Here is a 15,610-nt window from a genome sequence, read left to right on the forward strand (position 1 = left end):
ATCCCGGCGGGCACGCTGATCCTGACGGGCGGGCTGACCGAGGCGGTGGCCGTGCAGCCGGGCGACCACGTGGCCCTGCATGCGCAAGGCATGGGCTCGGTCTCCCTCAATTTTTCATAGGAAGCGAAAATGCCGTTCGTTCAGGTGTACATGCTGGAAGGCCGGACCGAGGAACAGAAGAAGGCCATGTTCGAGAAAATGACCCAGGTGCTCGTCGAGACCCTCGGGGTGCCGCAGCAGAACGTGCGCATCTGGGTGCACGACATGCCCAAGGAAAACTGGTGCATCGCGGGCACCACGGCCAAGGACCTGGGGCGCTAGCAGCGCCGGATCCTGTCCGGCCCATGCCCGCCGTTCCTTTCGCGGGCTTGCGCGGCATCCCGCCCACGCGCCACGGGACGCAGCGCGTGGGGCCGGACCGGCCAAGCCAGCCAAGCCGGGCAGTCCGGCGCGGGCCAGACCGGCGCGGGCGCCCGGGGCCGCAGCCCCCCCGGCCGCCGGCGATTACAGCGGATAGTGTTCGCTTTCGCCGACGATCACCGAGCCGTCGGCGCGCGCGGCGGCCAGTTCGGCCAGCACTTCGGCGCGGGTCTTGGACGCGCCAGCGGACTGGGCCTGCGGGTAGGCGGCCTGCTCGCCGGGCTCGACCTGGCCTTGCGCCTGGGCCAGGCGCAGCGCATTGACCACTTCGGCGCGGCTCAGGGTGCTGGGCGTGCTTTCGACCGGGTAGCCGGGATGCTCGCCGAAGGTGACGAGGCCCTGGGCCTGGGCGGTGTGCAGCTGCTCCACGACTTGAGTGCGGCTCAGGTCGGCGGCCTGGGCCAGGCCGGCGGTGGCGAGGCCGAGGGTGAGGGCGGCGAGGGTGGCGGTGGCTTTCATGATGGTTTCCTTCAATCAAAGTGGGTAAATGGGGCAGGGCGCTGCGGGCTTTCCGTTTTGCGCGACATGTCCTGCCTCGGTGAAACGTATTCTGCGCCGCGGCTGCCTCTCGATAAATGGCCTGGATGCGAATTCAGTTTTCCATTGATGAAAGCAATGAGGCCGGGAATGCGGGACAATGCCGCCATGCCGGGGCCGCCGGGTCCCGCCCTGGAAAGAAGCCATGTCTCCTTCGTTGAACGATATCGAGCTGTTCGTCGAGGTGGCGCGCGGCAGCAGCTTCACCCGCGCGGGCGAGGCGCTGGACATGCCGGCCTCCACAATCTCGCGGCGGATCGCCGCGCTGGAAAAATCCATCGGCGTGCGGCTGCTGAACCGCTCCACCCGCAAGGTGAGCCTGACCGAGGCGGGTGCGGCGTATTTCGCCCGCTGCCAGCACATCGTGGAGGAAGCGCGCATCGCCCACGAAATGCTGGTGGACGGAGCCTGCAACCCGCGCGGGCGCCTGAAGGTCTCGATGCCGTCCACGCTGGCCATGTCCCTGCTGTCGGACGCCCTGCGCGAATTCTCGCTGCGCTACCCCGAGATCGAATGCGAATACGACCTCAGCGTCCGCCCGATCGACCTGCGCTCGGACCCCTACGACGTGGTGATCCGGGTGGGGCAGCCGCCCGATTCCGGGGTCGTGTCGCGGCGGCTGGGGACCCTCGTCCTGGGGCTGTACGCATCCCGCGAGTACCTGGACGCGCGGGGCATCCCCGCCGATCCGGCGGACCTTGCGCGCCACGAATGCCTGCGGTCCAGCACCGAGCGCGGGGATTCCGTCTGGACGCTGTTCGCCGAGGACGGGCGCGAGCAGCAGGTCCGGGTGCGGGGGCGGATCGCGCTGAACCAGGTGCTGATGCTGCGCCGCATGGGGGAATCGGGCATGGGCATCGTGCCCCTGTCCATCCAGGACATGAAGGGCGGCGGCCTGGTCCGGGTGCTGCCCGACTGGTCCTTCGCGCCCATGCCCATGGCGGCCCTGTTTCCGTCCCGCATGATGCCGGCCCGGGCGCGGGTGTTCATCGATTTCGTCAAGGAACGGCTCGCCGGGGTGGACATCCTGGCGGGCGGCGCGCGGCCGGCGCATCCCTAGCCGGCGCGGGCGCGGACCCGTCCGCGCGGCGTCCCGCGCGTCCCTTCCCGCGCCCTCGTCCGGCTTCCCGCGCGTGCCCCCGCGCCGGGCGGTGCGTGCACGGCGGGACATCTTTCGGTGCACGGCGGGACAATCGCCGGCCGGCGGGCGCGGGTATGCTTTGGTTGTAAATCAATTCCAGGAAGAGGTAGACATGACCGTGACGGATACGCGCCCCGAGCAGGCCGCCATTCGTGAGCACATGATCATCGACGGCAAGCCGTGCGCCCAGGGGGAAGGCCGGCTGCCCGTTCATGATCCGGCCACGGGCGACGTCATTGCCCATCAGGTCGAGGCCGGCCCGGCCCAGGTGGATCAGGCGGTGCAGGCCGCGCGCCGCGCCTTCGAGTCCTCCGCCTGGCGCACCATGCCGCCGGCGGGCCGCGAGCGCCTGCTGCTCGCCCTGGCCGACCGCCTCGAAGCCGAAGGCGAGGCCCTGGCCCGTCTCGAGACGCTCAACAACGGCAAGCTGCTGGGCCTGTCCCAGATGCTCGAAGTCGGCGCCAGCGCCCAGTGGCTGCGCTACATGGCGGGCTGGGCCACCAAGATCACCGGCGAAAGCCTGAACCTGTCGATCCCCTTTCCGCCCGGCATCCATTATCACGCGCATACCCGGGCGGAGCCCGTGGGCGTGGTCGCCGCCGTCGTGCCCTGGAATTTTCCGCTGCTGATGGCCGTCTGGAAGATCGCGCCGGCCGTGGCGGCGGGCTGCACGGTCGTGCTCAAGCCGGCGGAGGAAACCCCGCTGACGGCCATCCGCCTGGCGGAGCTCGCATTGGAAGTCGGGTTCCCGCCCGGCGTGGTCAACGTGATCACCGGCCGGGGCGAAACCACCGGCGCGGCGCTGGTCGCCCATCCGGGCATCGACAAGATCACCTTCACCGGCTCCACCGAGGTCGGCAAGCTCATCGGCCGCGTCGCGATGGACGGCATGAAACGCGTCTCGCTCGAACTGGGCGGCAAGTCGCCGGTCCTCATCATGGACGACTGCCCCATCGACCAGGCCATCCAGGGCGCGGCCGGCGCCATCTTCTTCAATCAGGGCCAGGTCTGCACGGCCGGCTCGCGGCTGTTCATCCAGGACGGCCTCTACGACCGGGTGCTGGAAGGCCTGGCGGCGGTGGCCGACGGCCTCAGGATCGGCTCCGGCTTTGATCCGGACACGCAGATCGGCCCCATGGTGTCCGCGCGCCATCGCCAGCGGGTGTCCGACTTCATCGCGGCCGGCCGGGCCTCGGGCGCGCGCCTGGTGGCGGGCGGACGGGATTGGGACGGCCCGGGCTATTTCGTGCGTCCGGCGGTGTTCGACGGCGCGGCGCCCGACGCCTCCATCGTGCGCGAGGAAATCTTCGGCCCGGTCGTCGTGGCCGCGCGGTTCCGCGACGAGGACCAGGCCGTGGCCCTGGCCAACGACACGCGCTTCGGCCTGGGCGCCAGCATCTGGAGCAACGACCTCGGACGCGTGCACCGCCTGGTGCCGCGCATCCAGGCCGGCACGGTCTGGGTCAACACCCACAACATGCTCGATCCGAGCATGCCGTTCGGCGGCTACAAGCAGTCCGGGATCGGACGCGAGCATGGCCGCGCCGTGATCGACAACTACATCGAGACCAAGTCGGTCTGCATCGCCTACCCGGGGGCGGCCTGAGGCCCGGTTTCGGGCCGGCTCCGGATTTCATTCCAGAAATTCCAGAAACTCCAGAAATTCGAGCGGTAATCGAGCAATATTCGAGCCATTCAAGCAGTTCCATGATCTAGCGTTTTTTTCATTCCAGCAGAGCCGGCTCCGAAGCCGGCCATGAGGAGACTTAGCATGACGATGATGCGCACCATGCGCCGGTTCGCGCTGGCCGCGGCCCTGGCGGCGGCGGGCACGGCCCACGCCGGAGACCCCAGCGCGCGGGACTGGATTCCGGCGCCCCCGGGCACCAGCGTGTTCGCCACCTACCTGCTCGGCCTGAGTTCCCACGGCTTCTACGACCGCGGCGAACGGGTTCCCGACGGGCCCACCGTGGACGTGCAGGGCCTGGTCCTGCGGCCCATGTATTTCAGCGAGATCCTGGGCAAGACCGTCCAGTACGAGCTGATCCTGCCCGCCCTGCGCACCACCATCGGCGTCAGCGGCATGCCCGACGACCGCGTCACGGGCGTGGGCGACGCCCAGCTGGGCGCGGCGGTCTGGTTCGTCAACAACGAGCAGACCAAGACCTGGTTCGCCTGGGAGCCGTTCATCACGGTGCCCACGGGCCTGTACCGCGGCGGCCAGGCCGACGTCTCGCCGGGCAAGCACCGCTGGACCACCCTCCAGGACTTCGCCTTCGTCCAGGGGATCGGGGAATCGACCTTCCTCGAAGCCGTGGCCGAATTCGAGTTCTTCGGCGACAACGACAACTACTACGGCAGCACCCTGAAGAAGTCGCCGGCCATCCGCCTCATGGCGCTGGCATCGACCAACATCACCGAAAGCACCTACGTCGGCATGCGCTACCGCTACGAGACCGGCGGCCGCGAAAAGGTCGATGGCGTCGAGATGGTCTCGCGCGCCAACAACCACCAGCTCGCCTTCGAGGTGACCCACCAGATCAACGACGCCAACCAGGTGCAGCTGCAGTACATCCACGACCTGAAGGTCGAGAACGGTCCGCGCATGCGCGGCGTGCAGCTGCGCTACGTCTACGCCTTCTAGGCCGAACCCAGGAGACTCATGCCATGAAAAAAACACCCTTCAGGATCCCGACCGGGGCCGGCCTGCTGTCGGCGGCCCTGCTGCTGGGGTCCGCCGTGGGCGTCCAGGCCGCCCCGCCCCTGCCGGTCGAGCAGCTGACCGGCGGTCATTCCGTCAAGGTGGACCCGGCCGAGCGCATCTACGTGATGGACGCCGTGTTCTTCCACCTGACCGACAGCCGTCTCAACATGTACGACCGCGGCACCGGGAAATTCCTGGGCATGATCCCGACCTCGTTCAACGGCCATGCCCAGCTGTCCAAGGACGGCAAGCAGGTCTACGTCACCACCACCTACTTCGAGCGCGTCACCCGCGGCGAACGCACCGACGTGGTCGAGGTCTGGGACAACGACAAGCTCAGCTTCGTGCGCGAGATCAAGATCCCGCCCAAGCGGGCCGGTTCGCTGAACTACGACGGCATGTTCCGCCAGACCGGCGACGGCCGCTTCGTCCTGGTGCAGAACGCCACGCCGGCGGCCTCGGTGAGCGTGGTGGACATGAAGAAGGGCGCCTTCGTCGACGAGATCACCGCCACGGCCGGCTGCTGGAGCATCATTCCCGTGCCCGGCACGCCGCGCAGCTTCTCCACGATCTGCGGCGACGGCGCCCTGCTGACCATCACGCTCGGAGACGACGGCAAGGTGGCGTCGCAGAAGCGCAGCGAGCCCATGTTCCCCGTCAAGGACGATCCCATCTTCATCACGCCGGGCCGCCTGTCGGACGGGCTGGTGTTCGTGTCCTTCTACGGCAACGTCTACACGGCCCGGCCGCAGAAGGATGGTTCCATGAAGTTCGAGCCGCTCTGGTCGCTGCTCGACGAAGCGGACCGGGCCAAGCACTGGGTGCCGGGCGGCTACAACCTGCTGGCGGTCGAGCCGCGCAGCGAGCGCCTGTACGTCTTCATGCATCCCGACGGCGTCGAGGGCTCGCACAAGAATCCCGCCGCCGAGATCTGGGTCTACGACCTGAAGACCCGCAAGCGCGTGGCCCGCGTGCCGGGCAAGGACGCGCTGTCCATGTCCGTCATCCCGGGCAAGAAGCCCCAGCTGCTGACCCTGGACGGCGGGAACGTCAACATCTACGACATCTCCGCGCCCGAGCCCAAGCTCCTGCGCACCATCACGGCCGCGGGCGAGACCGCCCTGCAGGTGATGGGCTATGCGGGAGGCGGCAATGGGTGATCCCGTCATCGCGTATGCCGCACTGGCCGTGCTGGCCGCGCTCTTCTGGCTGGGCGCCCTGCACAAGCTGCGCAACTTCGCCGCCTTCGAGGCCGCCGTGGCCGGCTACCGCCTGATGCCCGCCGTGCTGCAGCGGCCCTTCGCCCTGGCGTTCATCGCCGCCGAAGTGCTCGCCGGGGGGCTCCTGCTGCTGCCCGCCGCGCGCACCGCGGGGATCCTGACGGCCCTGGCCGTGCTCGCCGCGGCCTCGCTGGGCGTGGCCGTGAACCTGCTGCGCGGGCGCACCGACATCGACTGCGGCTGCGGCGGCCTGTCGCAGGCGCCGACCAGCCTGTCCTGGTGGGTCGTGCTGCGCAACGGCCTGCTGGCGGTCCTGGCCCTGCTTGCGTGGCCCCAGGCCGGCGGTCCTTCGCCGCGCGACCTGGTGTGGCTGGACGGCATCACCTTCTTCGGCATGTCGCTGGCCCTGATCGGCCTCTATCTCGCTTTCAATCAGTTGCTCGCATCCCATCTCGAGATGCGCAAAAGGAGTCAATCATGACGGCATTGATCGTATCCAATATCGTGTTGTGGGCCGTGGTGCTGGCCCTGCTGCTGGTGGTGCTGGCGCTGTCCCGCCAGATCGGCGTGCTGTACGAGCGGGTTGCGCCGATGGGCGCCCTGACCATCGACAAGGGTCCGGCGGTGGGCGCCGCCTCGCCGCAATTCGAGCTCGACGACCTGCTGGGCCGCGCCCAGCGCATCGGCTACGGCGGCGGACGCGGCCAGCTGCTGTTCTTCGTGTCCCCCACCTGCCCGGTGTGCAAGAAGCTGCTGCCCATCCTGAAGTCGGTGGCGCGCACCGAGGCCGCCTGGCTGGATATCGTCCTGGCGAGCGACGGCGAGATGCCCGAGCACCTGGCCTTCTACCGCAAGGCCGGCCTGGAACCCTTTCCCTACGTCCTGTCCACCGAGATCGGCATGCGCTTCCAGGTCAGCAAGCTGCCCTACGCCATCCTGATCGACGAGCAGGGCATCGTCCGGGCCAAGGGCCTGATCAATTCCCGCGAACAGCTCGAAAGCCTGTTCACGGCCAAGGAGATCGGCGTGGCCTCGGCTCAGGAATGGCTGGAGCGCGGCACGCAGGTCCAGGAAATCGTACGCAAGGAGAATGGCAATGCGCTGGCTTGATCGTTTCGGTGAATCCCTGACCCGCAAGGTGGCCCATGCCTCGTCGCGGCGCAGCGTGCTGTGCTCGATCGGCAAGGTGTTCGTGGGCACGGCCTTCGTGATGCCGGTGCTGCCGGTCGCCCGGATCGCCCGCGCCGCCGAAGCGGCGCCCAAGACGGACCTGGAGACCGCAACCGAGGAAGAACTCGCCTCCTGCGACTACTGGCGCTATTGCGCGGTGGACGGCTTCCTGTGCACCTGCTGCGGCGGCTCGGCCACCACGTGCCCGCCGGGCAGCGAGCCCTCGCCCATCTCGTGGGTCGGCACCTGCCACAATCCCAAGGACGGCAAGGACTATCTGGTCAGCTACCACGACTGCTGCGGCAAGACGGCCTGCGGCCGCTGCTACTGCGGCGGCCAGGTGCGCGAACGGCCGGGCTACGAGTTCTTCCTGCACAACGACGTGAACTGGTGCATGGCCAACAGCAACACGACGTACCATTGCACGGTCTCCACCATCGTGGGGCTGGGCAAGAACTGACCCCGGGGGGAGCGGATCATGTCCAAGTTCACGAGCGCGCTGCGGACCGGTCTGCTCCCCTGCCTGGCGCTGGCCCTGTCGGCCGCGGCCATGGCCGGGGAAGCCGGGCCCGCCCGGCATGCGGCGATCGAGTCCATGGGGGCCAGCGTATCGGCCTACAAGGACTACATGCTCAACTGTGGCGGCTGTCACCGCTACGACGGCGAAGGCGTGGCCCGCAACGCGGTGCCCAGCTTCCGCAATTCGATCGGCCTGTTCACCCGCCTGCCCGAGGGCCGGGAATACATGATCCGCGTCCCCGGCGCCGCCCAGTCGCAGCTGGGCAACGCCGAGCTCGCGGACGTCCTGAACTGGATGGTCGCCAACTACAGCCCGGACGCATTGGCGCCCGATTTCAGGCCGTTCACGGCCGGCGAGGTGGGAGCGGCGCGGCCGTACCGCTTCGACGACGTGGTGGCCGAGCGGCGGCGGCTGGAAGCCCGGCTGCAGCAGATGGGCCTGACGCCCGCGCCGTATCTCTATGGATCGAACTGACCCCCGGCTCCGGCGCCGGCCGGGGCTTTCCTGGTGAGCGCCGCTTCGATCCGCGCCGGAGTGTCCGGTTCCGGACGTCCGGCTAGGGGTTTGCCCTGCTGGCCGTGATCCTTTCCGGAGGGTAGATTGCTTAGATATTAGCAGGAGAGATCGACATCATGTCCGCTCCCATGCCTCAATCTGCGGTCTCCGCCTTCGAGCCGACGTGGCTGCGCACGCCGCTGCGGCGGTTCGACACGCGCTGCGCCTGGGCCGACGCGATTTCCGAGCATTTCGTGCCCCTCGAAGTCGAGCCCGGCGGCAACGGCCCGTTCCGCAATCTGGCGGCCAACGAGACGCTCGGCTGCCTCCAGGTCTCCGAGCTGGTGACGTCGGCGCAGCGGGTGCGGCGCACCCGCGTGCTGGCCAGCCGCTCCGAAAGCGCCCAATACAAATTCAGCGTGCAGATCTCCGGCCGCACGCTGATCGCGCAGGACGGGCGCTCGGCCCTGCTCGATCCGGGCGACTGGGGCATCTACGACACCTCGCGGCCCTACGAGATCAGCGAAGAGCCGAATGCGCATTTCCTCGTGCTGCAGGTGCCGGCGCACGTGCTCTCCGTGTGGGAGCCCTGGATCCAGTCGCAGCTCGCCCGGCGCTTCGGCTCGGGCAGCGGCAGCGCGCGGGTCGCCATGGACGCCCTGCGGGCGCTGGTGTCCCAGGGCCCGGCGCTGGGGCCGGAGCTGGCGTTCGAGGTGTCCTCGACGGTGATGCGGCTGTTCGCCCTCAGCCTGGGCGAGCATGCCGACGGGGGCGGCGCATCGAGCCTGGAGGACGTCCGCCAGGGCCAGCTGCGCGTCATCCTGCATCACGTGCACGAGCACCTGCACGACGGCGCGATGAACGCCGATACCCTGGCGCGGCGCTTCCGGATGTCCCGCCGCTATCTGTACAAGCTGTTCGCCGCCCGGGGGCTCACCCCGGCGGACTACATCCTCGGCGCCCGCCTGGAGCGATGCCGGGAACTCCTGGCCGATCCCGCCTGTACGCGCCAGATCGGCGAGCTGGCCTATGCGCACGGGTTCATCGACACCTCGGCGTTCAGCCACGCCTTCCGCCGCCGCTTCGGGCTGTCGCCCAGCGAATGGCGGGCCCGGCATGCGCGCCCGGCCCGCGAGCGGGCCCTCAGCGGGACGGCGCAAGCGTCCGCAGGTGCTCGTCCAGGATCCGCCTGATTTCCAGGATCGCCGGCGGGGTTTCCTGGACGCTGTGCGAGCCCGGGATGATCTTTTCCGATTCCGCGCCGTCCAGGTGGGCGCTGCGCCAGGGCACCAGGCCGTCGTCCGAATCCTCCAGCGGGCCGGCCTCCGAGCGGCGGGCGATGATGCTGTGATAGCGCACGGCCGGCGAGATCGCCATGGCGTTGCTCAACTGCAGGTAGTCGTCCTTCTCGCTCAGGTTGTCGATGCCGTTGGCCACCAGGGCGCGGTCCGCCTTGCCCGGCTGCGCCATCCGCGTCAGGCCGCCGAACTGCTCCAGAAGGGTCACGGGCAGGCGGATCAGCGACGAGGCCAGCCGCGCCAGGTTGTTGTCGGCGTAGGGCGTGCCGCGGTGCGGCGCGGAGATGAACACCGCGCGGCTGATGCCCGCGACCGGGGTGAAGTGCAGCAGGCCGCCGAAGTCGCGCACGATCCGGGCCTGCAGGTCCGGCCCCGGCCGATAGTGCGCCTGGATGGCGTCGTACAGCACGTTGCCCGACGAGGACACCAGCAGGCGGCCCAGCACGCCGCCCATGCTGTGGCCGATGAGCACGATATCGCGGCTGGCGGGCGCGGCGCGGTCGGGATCGAAGTGCGCCAGGGTGTCCCGGAACGCCTGGCGGATGGCCTGGTTGTTGTAGGCGAGCGGCTGGCCGGTGGGGTAGTAGACCTGCCAGATCTGGTAGTTGCGGCGCAGTTCCTCGTCGCCCAGGACTTCGTTGGCCACGTTGACCCAGGCTTCGGGGCTGCTGGCCAGGCCGTGCAGCATCAGCACGATGCGCCGTTCGGGATCGTAGGGCTGCAGCAGGTAGATGCGCGGTGCGCGCAGGCCGTCGGCGCTGCCCAGGACGTTGCGGATGGCCTGGGCGGCGAAGCCCGAGCGGGCGAGCCACAGGCCGTAGCCGGAAGTGAAATTGGCCGCCAGCGGCACCGTGTCGCCGGCCAGCCGGATGGCGTCGTGCCGGTAGGGGTCGTAGACCGTGAGCGCGGCCTCGCGGGTGCGCAGCACGGCCTCCAGGTCGTTTCCCGGGAACGACAGGACGGCGGTCACGGCCGGAAAGGCGGGCTCGCTCCAGGGCTGCTGGAAGTCTTCCGCTTCCTCGCGGCCGGTGCGGGTGACCGCGACCAGTTCGGCGCCCAGGCCGTCGCGCCGGTAGATGCTGCGCAGGCCCCGGAAGGTCAGCGTGCTGGCGGGGATCAGTTCGTCGGGCAGGCGCTCGCCCTCGGGCAGGCGCACGTCGGCGTTGCGGATGCGCAGCCGCCAGTTCGCCGTCCGCAGCCCGGGTCCGCCGCGCCGCAGCTCGGCCGGGTGCTCCCGGTAATGGCGGTAGGCTTTCAGGGAGGCCTGCTGGGTGGCGTAGTTGTAGTAGTCGCGCACCTGGGTCTGGCGGTCCTCGAAGGTGCGCAGGGCGGGCGGCCGCTCGGTGTAGAAGAGGTAGGCGTAGGCGTACCGGGCCGCCTGCAGGTAGGTGTCCAGGCCGGCCGGACTGTCGGGGACGTCCTCGTTCAAGGCCCGGGCCAGCCACAGTTCCGCCAGCGCCGAGAGCCGTTTTTCCGTGCCCAGGCCCGAGGGGCTGGACAGCGCCTCGATGCAGGGCGCGGGGTCCCGGCGGCAGGGAGCCGGGTCCTGGCCGATGACCGACAGGGTGTCGCGCGCGGCGATGCTGAGCGCGCCGGAGCTGAGGATGTCGCCGCGGCGCTGGGTGATGAATTCCTGGGTGCTCATGGGGCGGATGCGGACGCCGGCGCAGCCGGCCAGCAAGCAGGCCGCCAGCAGCAGGCCGGTCCAGCGCGCGAGGCGGGCCAGGAATGTCCGGCCCGCGGATGTCCGGTCCGCGAATGTCCGGCCCGCGGATGTCCGGTCCGCGAATGTCCGGCCCGCGAATGTCCGGCCTGCGAATGTCCGGTCCGCGCTTCCGGAGCGCCCCGTGATGGGGGTGCGCGCGGCGCGGGCGTCCGCAACGGCGGCGCCGATGGCCGGGGCGTCCATGGCCGGAGCGCTCATGACGGAGGCGGCGGCGGAGGCGCGGGCCCGTCCGCCGGCTCCGGCGCGCGGATGCGCCGCGAGAACTCCGCCGCGGTCCCCGGCCGGGCGGCGCGCCGCGTGATGTCGGCCTGTGCGCGCAGGACCTCCAGCGGCTGGCTGGTGTCCAGGCCACCGTGGCGGTACAGGTATTCGGGCAGGTAGCCCGACAGGATCAGCCGGATGTCCAGCGGCAGGCCGGGCACCAGCGGGCGCACCATGTCGTAGACCAGGGTCGTGCAGTTGGCCGTCAGCGTGTGGTAGAAGCGCGGCTCGTCCGCGAGCCGGTTGGCCCGCGCCACGTAGGAGCGGAACAGGGCGCGCATGGCCGGCACGGGCATGCGGATCGGATACAGGAAGACCTGCTCGCCGCGCGGGCCGGCGCGCACGTGCAGGATGTCGCGCTCCTCGGCGGCCACGATGGCCAGCTCGAACTGCTTGAGAAAGCCCCCCACGGTGGAAAAGGCCTCGCCGCGTTCCCGGCGGATCTCGACGGAGAACACCACGTGGCGCCCGTCCGTGAAGCCGAAGGACACCAGCGTGTGGGCGATGGCCGGTCCCATCCAGTAGGACAGCGCCATGTCCACGGACGCGAGCTCGTCCAGGTCGTAGACGCCGTCGTGCCAGCGCGCGGTGTAGTCCGTGTCGCTGCGCCAGTCGAAATCGCGGATGTCGTGCAGCGTGACGACGGAGCCCTGGATGCTGCCGCGCAGGGGGCGGGAAACCTCGTCGGCCCAGTCGCGGTCGTTCGACGGCCGCAGGCTCAGCCACCAGAACGCCCCCGCGATGAAGGCCAGCGCGAAGGCGGCGAGGGTCCAGCGGACCATGGCGGTCCTAGGGCGCATCCGGCCTGCGCACGCGCGGCCGGGCGATCACCTGCTCGACGGGGCCGTCGGCGTCCTGGATGTCGTCGTCCTCGTCCTCGGAGAAGGCCGGCGCGGGGAAGTCCTCTTCGTCGAAGGCGCGGTCGCCGTCGGCGTCGGCCCGGCCCGTGGGCCGCAGGCCGGCGAAGTCCATCAGCGCCGGATCCATCAGGTGCGAGGGCACCACGTGCGACAGGGCGCGGAAGACGTTCCAGGTGCGGTTGGCGAAATGGCGGTCCCATTCCTCCAGCATGCGGCCCACTTCCTTGCGCTTGAGGTTTTCCTGCGAGCCGCACAGATTGCAGGGGATGATGGGGAATTCGCGCAGCCGGGCGTAGGCGGCCAGGTCTTTTTCCCGCACGTAGGCCAGCGGCCGGATGATGACGTGCTCGCCGTTGTCGGACACCAGCTTGGGCGGCATGGCCTTCATGCGCCCGCCGTAGAACAGGTTCAGGAAGAAGGTCGCCAGGATGTCGTTGCGGTGGTGGCCCAGGGCGATCTTGGTGGCCCCCAGCTCGCGGGCGACGCGGTAGAGGATGCCGCGCCGCAGGCGCGAGCACAGCGAACAGGTGGTCTTGCCTTCCGGGATCAGGCGCTTGACGACGGAGTAGGTGTCCTGGTTCTCGATGTGGAAGGGGATGCCGCGCGCGCTCAGGTAGTCGGGCAGCACGTGCTCGGGGAAGCCGGGCTGCTTCTGGTCCAGGTTGACGGCGACGATCTCGAAGTCGATGGGCGCGCGCTGGCGCAGCGTCAGCAGGATGTCGAGCAGGCCGTAGGAGTCCTTGCCGCCCGACAGGCAGACCATGACGCGGTCGCCGTTCTCGATCATGCCGTAGTCGGCGATGGCCTTGCCGGTTTCGCGCAGCAGGCGCTTGACGAGCTTGTTCTCGCTGACGCTGCGGCGCTGCGGCGCGCGCGGCTGCGCGTCGGCAGCCTGGCTGGCGGCGGGGATCTGCGCGGCGCCGGCGCCCGGGACCGGCGCGGGATCGGCGGCCTGGATCGGGGCGGAGTCGGGGGCCGCCGCGGACGGCGCCGGAGAGGAAGTGTTCATGGGGCGGGCGGAGACGGGTTCAGCGGCGGCGGGACTGTTCGATGCAGACGGTGCAGTCGTCGAAGGCCCGCGGCTTGCAGATGCGGATTTTAACCTCCAGGACGGCGGGGAAATCGCGCAGGACGCGGTCGAGCGTGCGGTCCACCAGGGTTTCCAGCAGGTCGGTGTGGGCGCGCGTGGCCTCCTCGACCAGGGCGGCGCGCAGCAGGCGGTAGTCGAGCACCGTGCCGATGTCGGCGTCGTCCACGGGCCGCGCGGCGTCGGTGTCGAATTCCGCCCGGATCGTCAGCGGCTGCGCGGCGCGGCGCTCGTGCTCCAGCATGCCGATGGGGGCCTGGACGCGCAGCGCGTCGAGGATCACGCGCCGGGTGGCCCCGCCGCCTTCCGGGCGCCCGGGGCGGCCCGGCGCGCTCACGCGGCCTCCGGGGCGCCGGAGGCCGCTTCTGCCGGGGCGGCCCGCCGCAACTGGTGGCGCAGGACGGCCGGCTTGCCCAGCCGCACCGTGTACTGGCGCAGTTCGTCGCGCCGGAACACGTGCAGGGCGAGGCGTTCGCCCGGTCGGCGCGCGTCCAGCAGGCGGTCCAGCCCGGCGGCGTCGGCGATGCGCAGGCCGTCGGCGGCGATCAGCAGGTCGCCGGCCGACAGGCCGGCGCGGTGCGCCGGGCCGTGTTCGTACACGGTGGCCAGGCGCACGCCCGCCGGATCGGCCTGGGTGCGCACGCCCAGCTCGGGGCGGGTGCCCTCCGGCTGCGCGGACAGCTCGATGCCGGCGCGCGCCAGGGCGGCTTTCAGGGGCACGTCCTCGTGGCCGCGCGCGTGGCGGGCGATGAAGTCGGCCACGTCGGCGCCGGTGGCGGCGCGGATCAGGTCCGGCATGGCGCCCTCGGCCACGCCGCGCGGGCGGCCCTGGTAGAAGTCGCGGCCGTAGCGCCGCCACATCAGGCGCATCACGTCGTCCAGGCTGCGAGCGCCGCCGCTCTGGCGGCGGATTTCCAGGTCCAGGCCCAGGGCGACCAGCGCGCCCTTGGTGTAGTAGCTGACCAAGGCGTTGGGCGAGTTCTCGTCCTGCTTGTAGTAGCGCGTCCAGGCGTCGAAGGAGCTGGCCGCCACGGACTGCTTCAGGCGGCCCCCGGCGCGCAGCACCTGGTCCAGCGTGCGGCCGACCAGCTTCAGGTAGGCGGGCTCGTCGATCACGCCCGCGCGCAGCAGCATCAGGTCGTCGTAGTAGGACGTGAAGCCCTCGAACACCCACAGTAGTTCCGTGTGGTTGGGGCGGCTCAGGTCGTAGGGCACGAAGGCGGCGGGCTTGATGCGCTTGACGTTCCAGGTGTGGAAGTATTCGTGGCTGAGCAGGCCGAGGAAGGTGACGTAGCCTTCGGGCGCCTCGCAGCCGCGCGCGGGCAGATCGGCGCGGCGGGTGATCAGGGCCGTGGAGGCGCGGTGTTCCAGGCCGCCGTAGCCGTCGCCCGTGACCGTCACCAGGAACACGTAGCGCCCGGCGCTGTCCAGGAACGGCGCGCGGCGGGTGTCGGGCTCGAAGAACTCGATCTGCGCGGCGCAGATCTTCTGCGCGTCGGCGGCGATGCGCTCCAGGTCCAGGCCGGGAGCCAGGCCGGTGAACACCAGGTCGTGGACTGCCCCGTGAGCCTCGAAGCTGACGCACTGGGGCGTGCCGATCTCGACGGGATGGTCGATCAGCGCGTCGTAGTCGCCCGCCTGGTAGAGGCCGAAGCCGCGCGGGGGCGCCGCGTCCGGATGGCCGGCGGCGGACGGCAGGCTGGTGTGGACCTGCCAGCCGCGCGCATGGGCGGGCGGGCACAGTTCCAGCAGGCAGGGCTGCGATTCCTGGCCGACGGCGGCCAGGAACAGGCTGCAGCCGTTGAAGAAGGCGTGGCTTTCGTCGAAATGCGCGCCGCGCACGGACAGGTCCCAGGCGTAGACCTGGTAGTCCACGGTGAGCGGCCCGGCGCAGGGGGTGCAGCGCCAGGTGCTGCCGTCGGTCTTGCGCGCCTCGATCGGGTGCCCGCCGCAGCGGGCCTGCAAAGTTTCGATCTGTCGGGCAAAATCACGGATCAGGTAGCTGCCTGGAATCCAGGCGGGCAGGCGCAGTTTCTGGCCGGCCGGATCGGGGCGCGGGATCGTCAGGCGGACGGCGTAGCGGTGCCCGGCCGGGTCGGCGAGCCGCACCTGATAGCGGATCATCTGTTCGTCTTTCACATTTTTCATAGCGGTAGTTTACTTTGGAGGCA

The 15,610-nt window shown here is 70.1% G+C and carries 16 protein-coding genes and 1 pseudogene; 11 read left to right on the forward strand and 6 right to left on the reverse strand.

Annotated features, from left to right (window positions below):
* Together HNR28_RS18535 and HNR28_RS12625 are read left to right on the forward strand one after the other, a co-directional pair.
* Positions 1-120: pseudogene (locus HNR28_RS18535) on the forward strand (4-oxalocrotonate decarboxylase); the annotation flags it as partial.
* 9 nt (positions 121-129) lie between these two features.
* Entirely contained in the window at positions 130-321 is a 192-nt protein-coding gene (locus HNR28_RS12625) for a 2-hydroxymuconate tautomerase (RefSeq protein ID WP_151024642.1), read from the forward strand.
* Between the two features lie 183 nt (positions 322-504).
* On the opposite strand, the gene HNR28_RS12630 is transcribed toward HNR28_RS12625, so the two are convergent.
* A complete protein-coding gene (locus HNR28_RS12630; protein WP_151024657.1) occupies positions 505-879 on the reverse strand; it encodes a DUF4148 domain-containing protein in 375 nt (124 codons plus the stop codon).
* A gap of 223 nt (positions 880-1,102) precedes the next feature.
* Here HNR28_RS12630 and HNR28_RS12635 point away from each other — a divergent pair, with 223 nt between their 5' ends.
* From HNR28_RS12635 to HNR28_RS12675, 9 genes are all read left to right on the forward strand, one after another.
* Positions 1,103-2,017 (forward strand): LysR family transcriptional regulator, encoded by a 915-nt coding sequence (locus HNR28_RS12635; RefSeq protein WP_151024643.1) that lies wholly within the window; start codon positions 1,103-1,105, stop codon positions 2,015-2,017.
* Positions 2,018-2,210: 193 nt separating this feature from the next.
* Positions 2,211-3,704 carry an aldehyde dehydrogenase family protein gene (locus tag HNR28_RS12640; RefSeq protein WP_151024644.1) on the forward strand — a complete coding sequence of 498 codons (1,494 nt, stop codon included), beginning with the start codon at positions 2,211-2,213 and terminating at the stop codon, positions 3,702-3,704.
* A 165-nt stretch (positions 3,705-3,869) separates the two neighbouring features.
* Positions 3,870-4,742, forward strand: coding sequence for a transporter (locus tag HNR28_RS12645; RefSeq protein ID WP_244978293.1), 873 nt, complete (start codon positions 3,870-3,872; stop codon positions 4,740-4,742).
* A 23-nt stretch (positions 4,743-4,765) separates the two neighbouring features.
* Positions 4,766-5,962 (forward strand): amine dehydrogenase large subunit, encoded by a 1,197-nt coding sequence (locus tag HNR28_RS12650; RefSeq protein WP_043684988.1) that lies wholly within the window; start codon positions 4,766-4,768, stop codon positions 5,960-5,962.
* Entirely contained in the window at positions 5,955-6,503 is a 549-nt protein-coding gene (locus HNR28_RS12655; RefSeq protein ID WP_151024645.1) for a MauE/DoxX family redox-associated membrane protein, read from the forward strand. The genes HNR28_RS12650 and HNR28_RS12655 overlap by 8 nt, the downstream gene beginning before the upstream one ends.
* On the forward strand, positions 6,500-7,132 hold the full coding sequence (gene mauD, locus HNR28_RS12660; protein ID WP_043684982.1) for a methylamine dehydrogenase accessory protein MauD: 633 nt from the start codon (positions 6,500-6,502) through the stop codon (positions 7,130-7,132). Before HNR28_RS12655 ends, mauD begins: the two co-directional genes overlap by 4 nt.
* Positions 7,119-7,652: a methylamine dehydrogenase light chain gene (locus HNR28_RS12665; RefSeq protein WP_043684979.1), complete on the forward strand. Its 534-nt coding sequence runs from the start codon at positions 7,119-7,121 to the stop codon at positions 7,650-7,652. Before mauD ends, HNR28_RS12665 begins: the two co-directional genes overlap by 14 nt.
* Before the next feature lie 18 nt (positions 7,653-7,670).
* On the forward strand, positions 7,671-8,186 hold the full coding sequence (locus HNR28_RS12670; protein ID WP_052355984.1) for a cytochrome c family protein: 516 nt from the start codon (positions 7,671-7,673) through the stop codon (positions 8,184-8,186).
* 170 nt (positions 8,187-8,356) lie between these two features.
* Complete coding sequence (locus HNR28_RS12675) at positions 8,357-9,400, forward strand: AraC-like ligand-binding domain-containing protein (RefSeq protein ID WP_151024659.1); 1,044 nt, start codon at positions 8,357-8,359, stop codon at positions 9,398-9,400.
* Here the strand turns inward: HNR28_RS12675 and HNR28_RS12680 are convergent.
* The 5 genes from HNR28_RS12680 to HNR28_RS12700 form a co-directional block, all read right to left on the reverse strand.
* Positions 9,351-11,150, reverse strand: a complete 1,800-nt coding sequence (locus HNR28_RS12680; protein ID WP_151024646.1) for an alpha/beta fold hydrolase — start codon at positions 11,148-11,150, stop codon at positions 9,351-9,353. The genes HNR28_RS12675 and HNR28_RS12680 overlap by 50 nt on opposite strands.
* A gap of 275 nt (positions 11,151-11,425) precedes the next feature.
* Complete coding sequence (locus HNR28_RS12685) at positions 11,426-12,274, reverse strand: Lnb N-terminal periplasmic domain-containing protein (protein ID WP_244978294.1); 849 nt, start codon at positions 12,272-12,274, stop codon at positions 11,426-11,428.
* Positions 12,275-12,281: 7 nt separating this feature from the next.
* A complete protein-coding gene (gene ttcA, locus HNR28_RS12690) occupies positions 12,282-13,361 on the reverse strand; it encodes a tRNA 2-thiocytidine(32) synthetase TtcA (RefSeq protein WP_151024648.1) in 1,080 nt (359 codons plus the stop codon).
* Between the two features lie 19 nt (positions 13,362-13,380).
* Positions 13,381-13,776: a dihydroneopterin aldolase gene (locus HNR28_RS12695; protein ID WP_282958981.1), complete on the reverse strand. Its 396-nt coding sequence runs from the start codon at positions 13,774-13,776 to the stop codon at positions 13,381-13,383.
* Positions 13,773-15,587 (reverse strand): M61 family metallopeptidase, encoded by a 1,815-nt coding sequence (locus HNR28_RS12700; RefSeq protein ID WP_151024649.1) that lies wholly within the window; start codon positions 15,585-15,587, stop codon positions 13,773-13,775. The genes HNR28_RS12695 and HNR28_RS12700 overlap by 4 nt, the downstream gene beginning before the upstream one ends.
* Positions 15,588-15,610: the final 23 nt, after the last annotated feature.

The organism is Castellaniella defragrans (assembly GCF_014203015.1).
Taxonomy (GTDB): Bacteria; Pseudomonadota; Gammaproteobacteria; order Burkholderiales; family Burkholderiaceae_B; genus Castellaniella; species Castellaniella defragrans.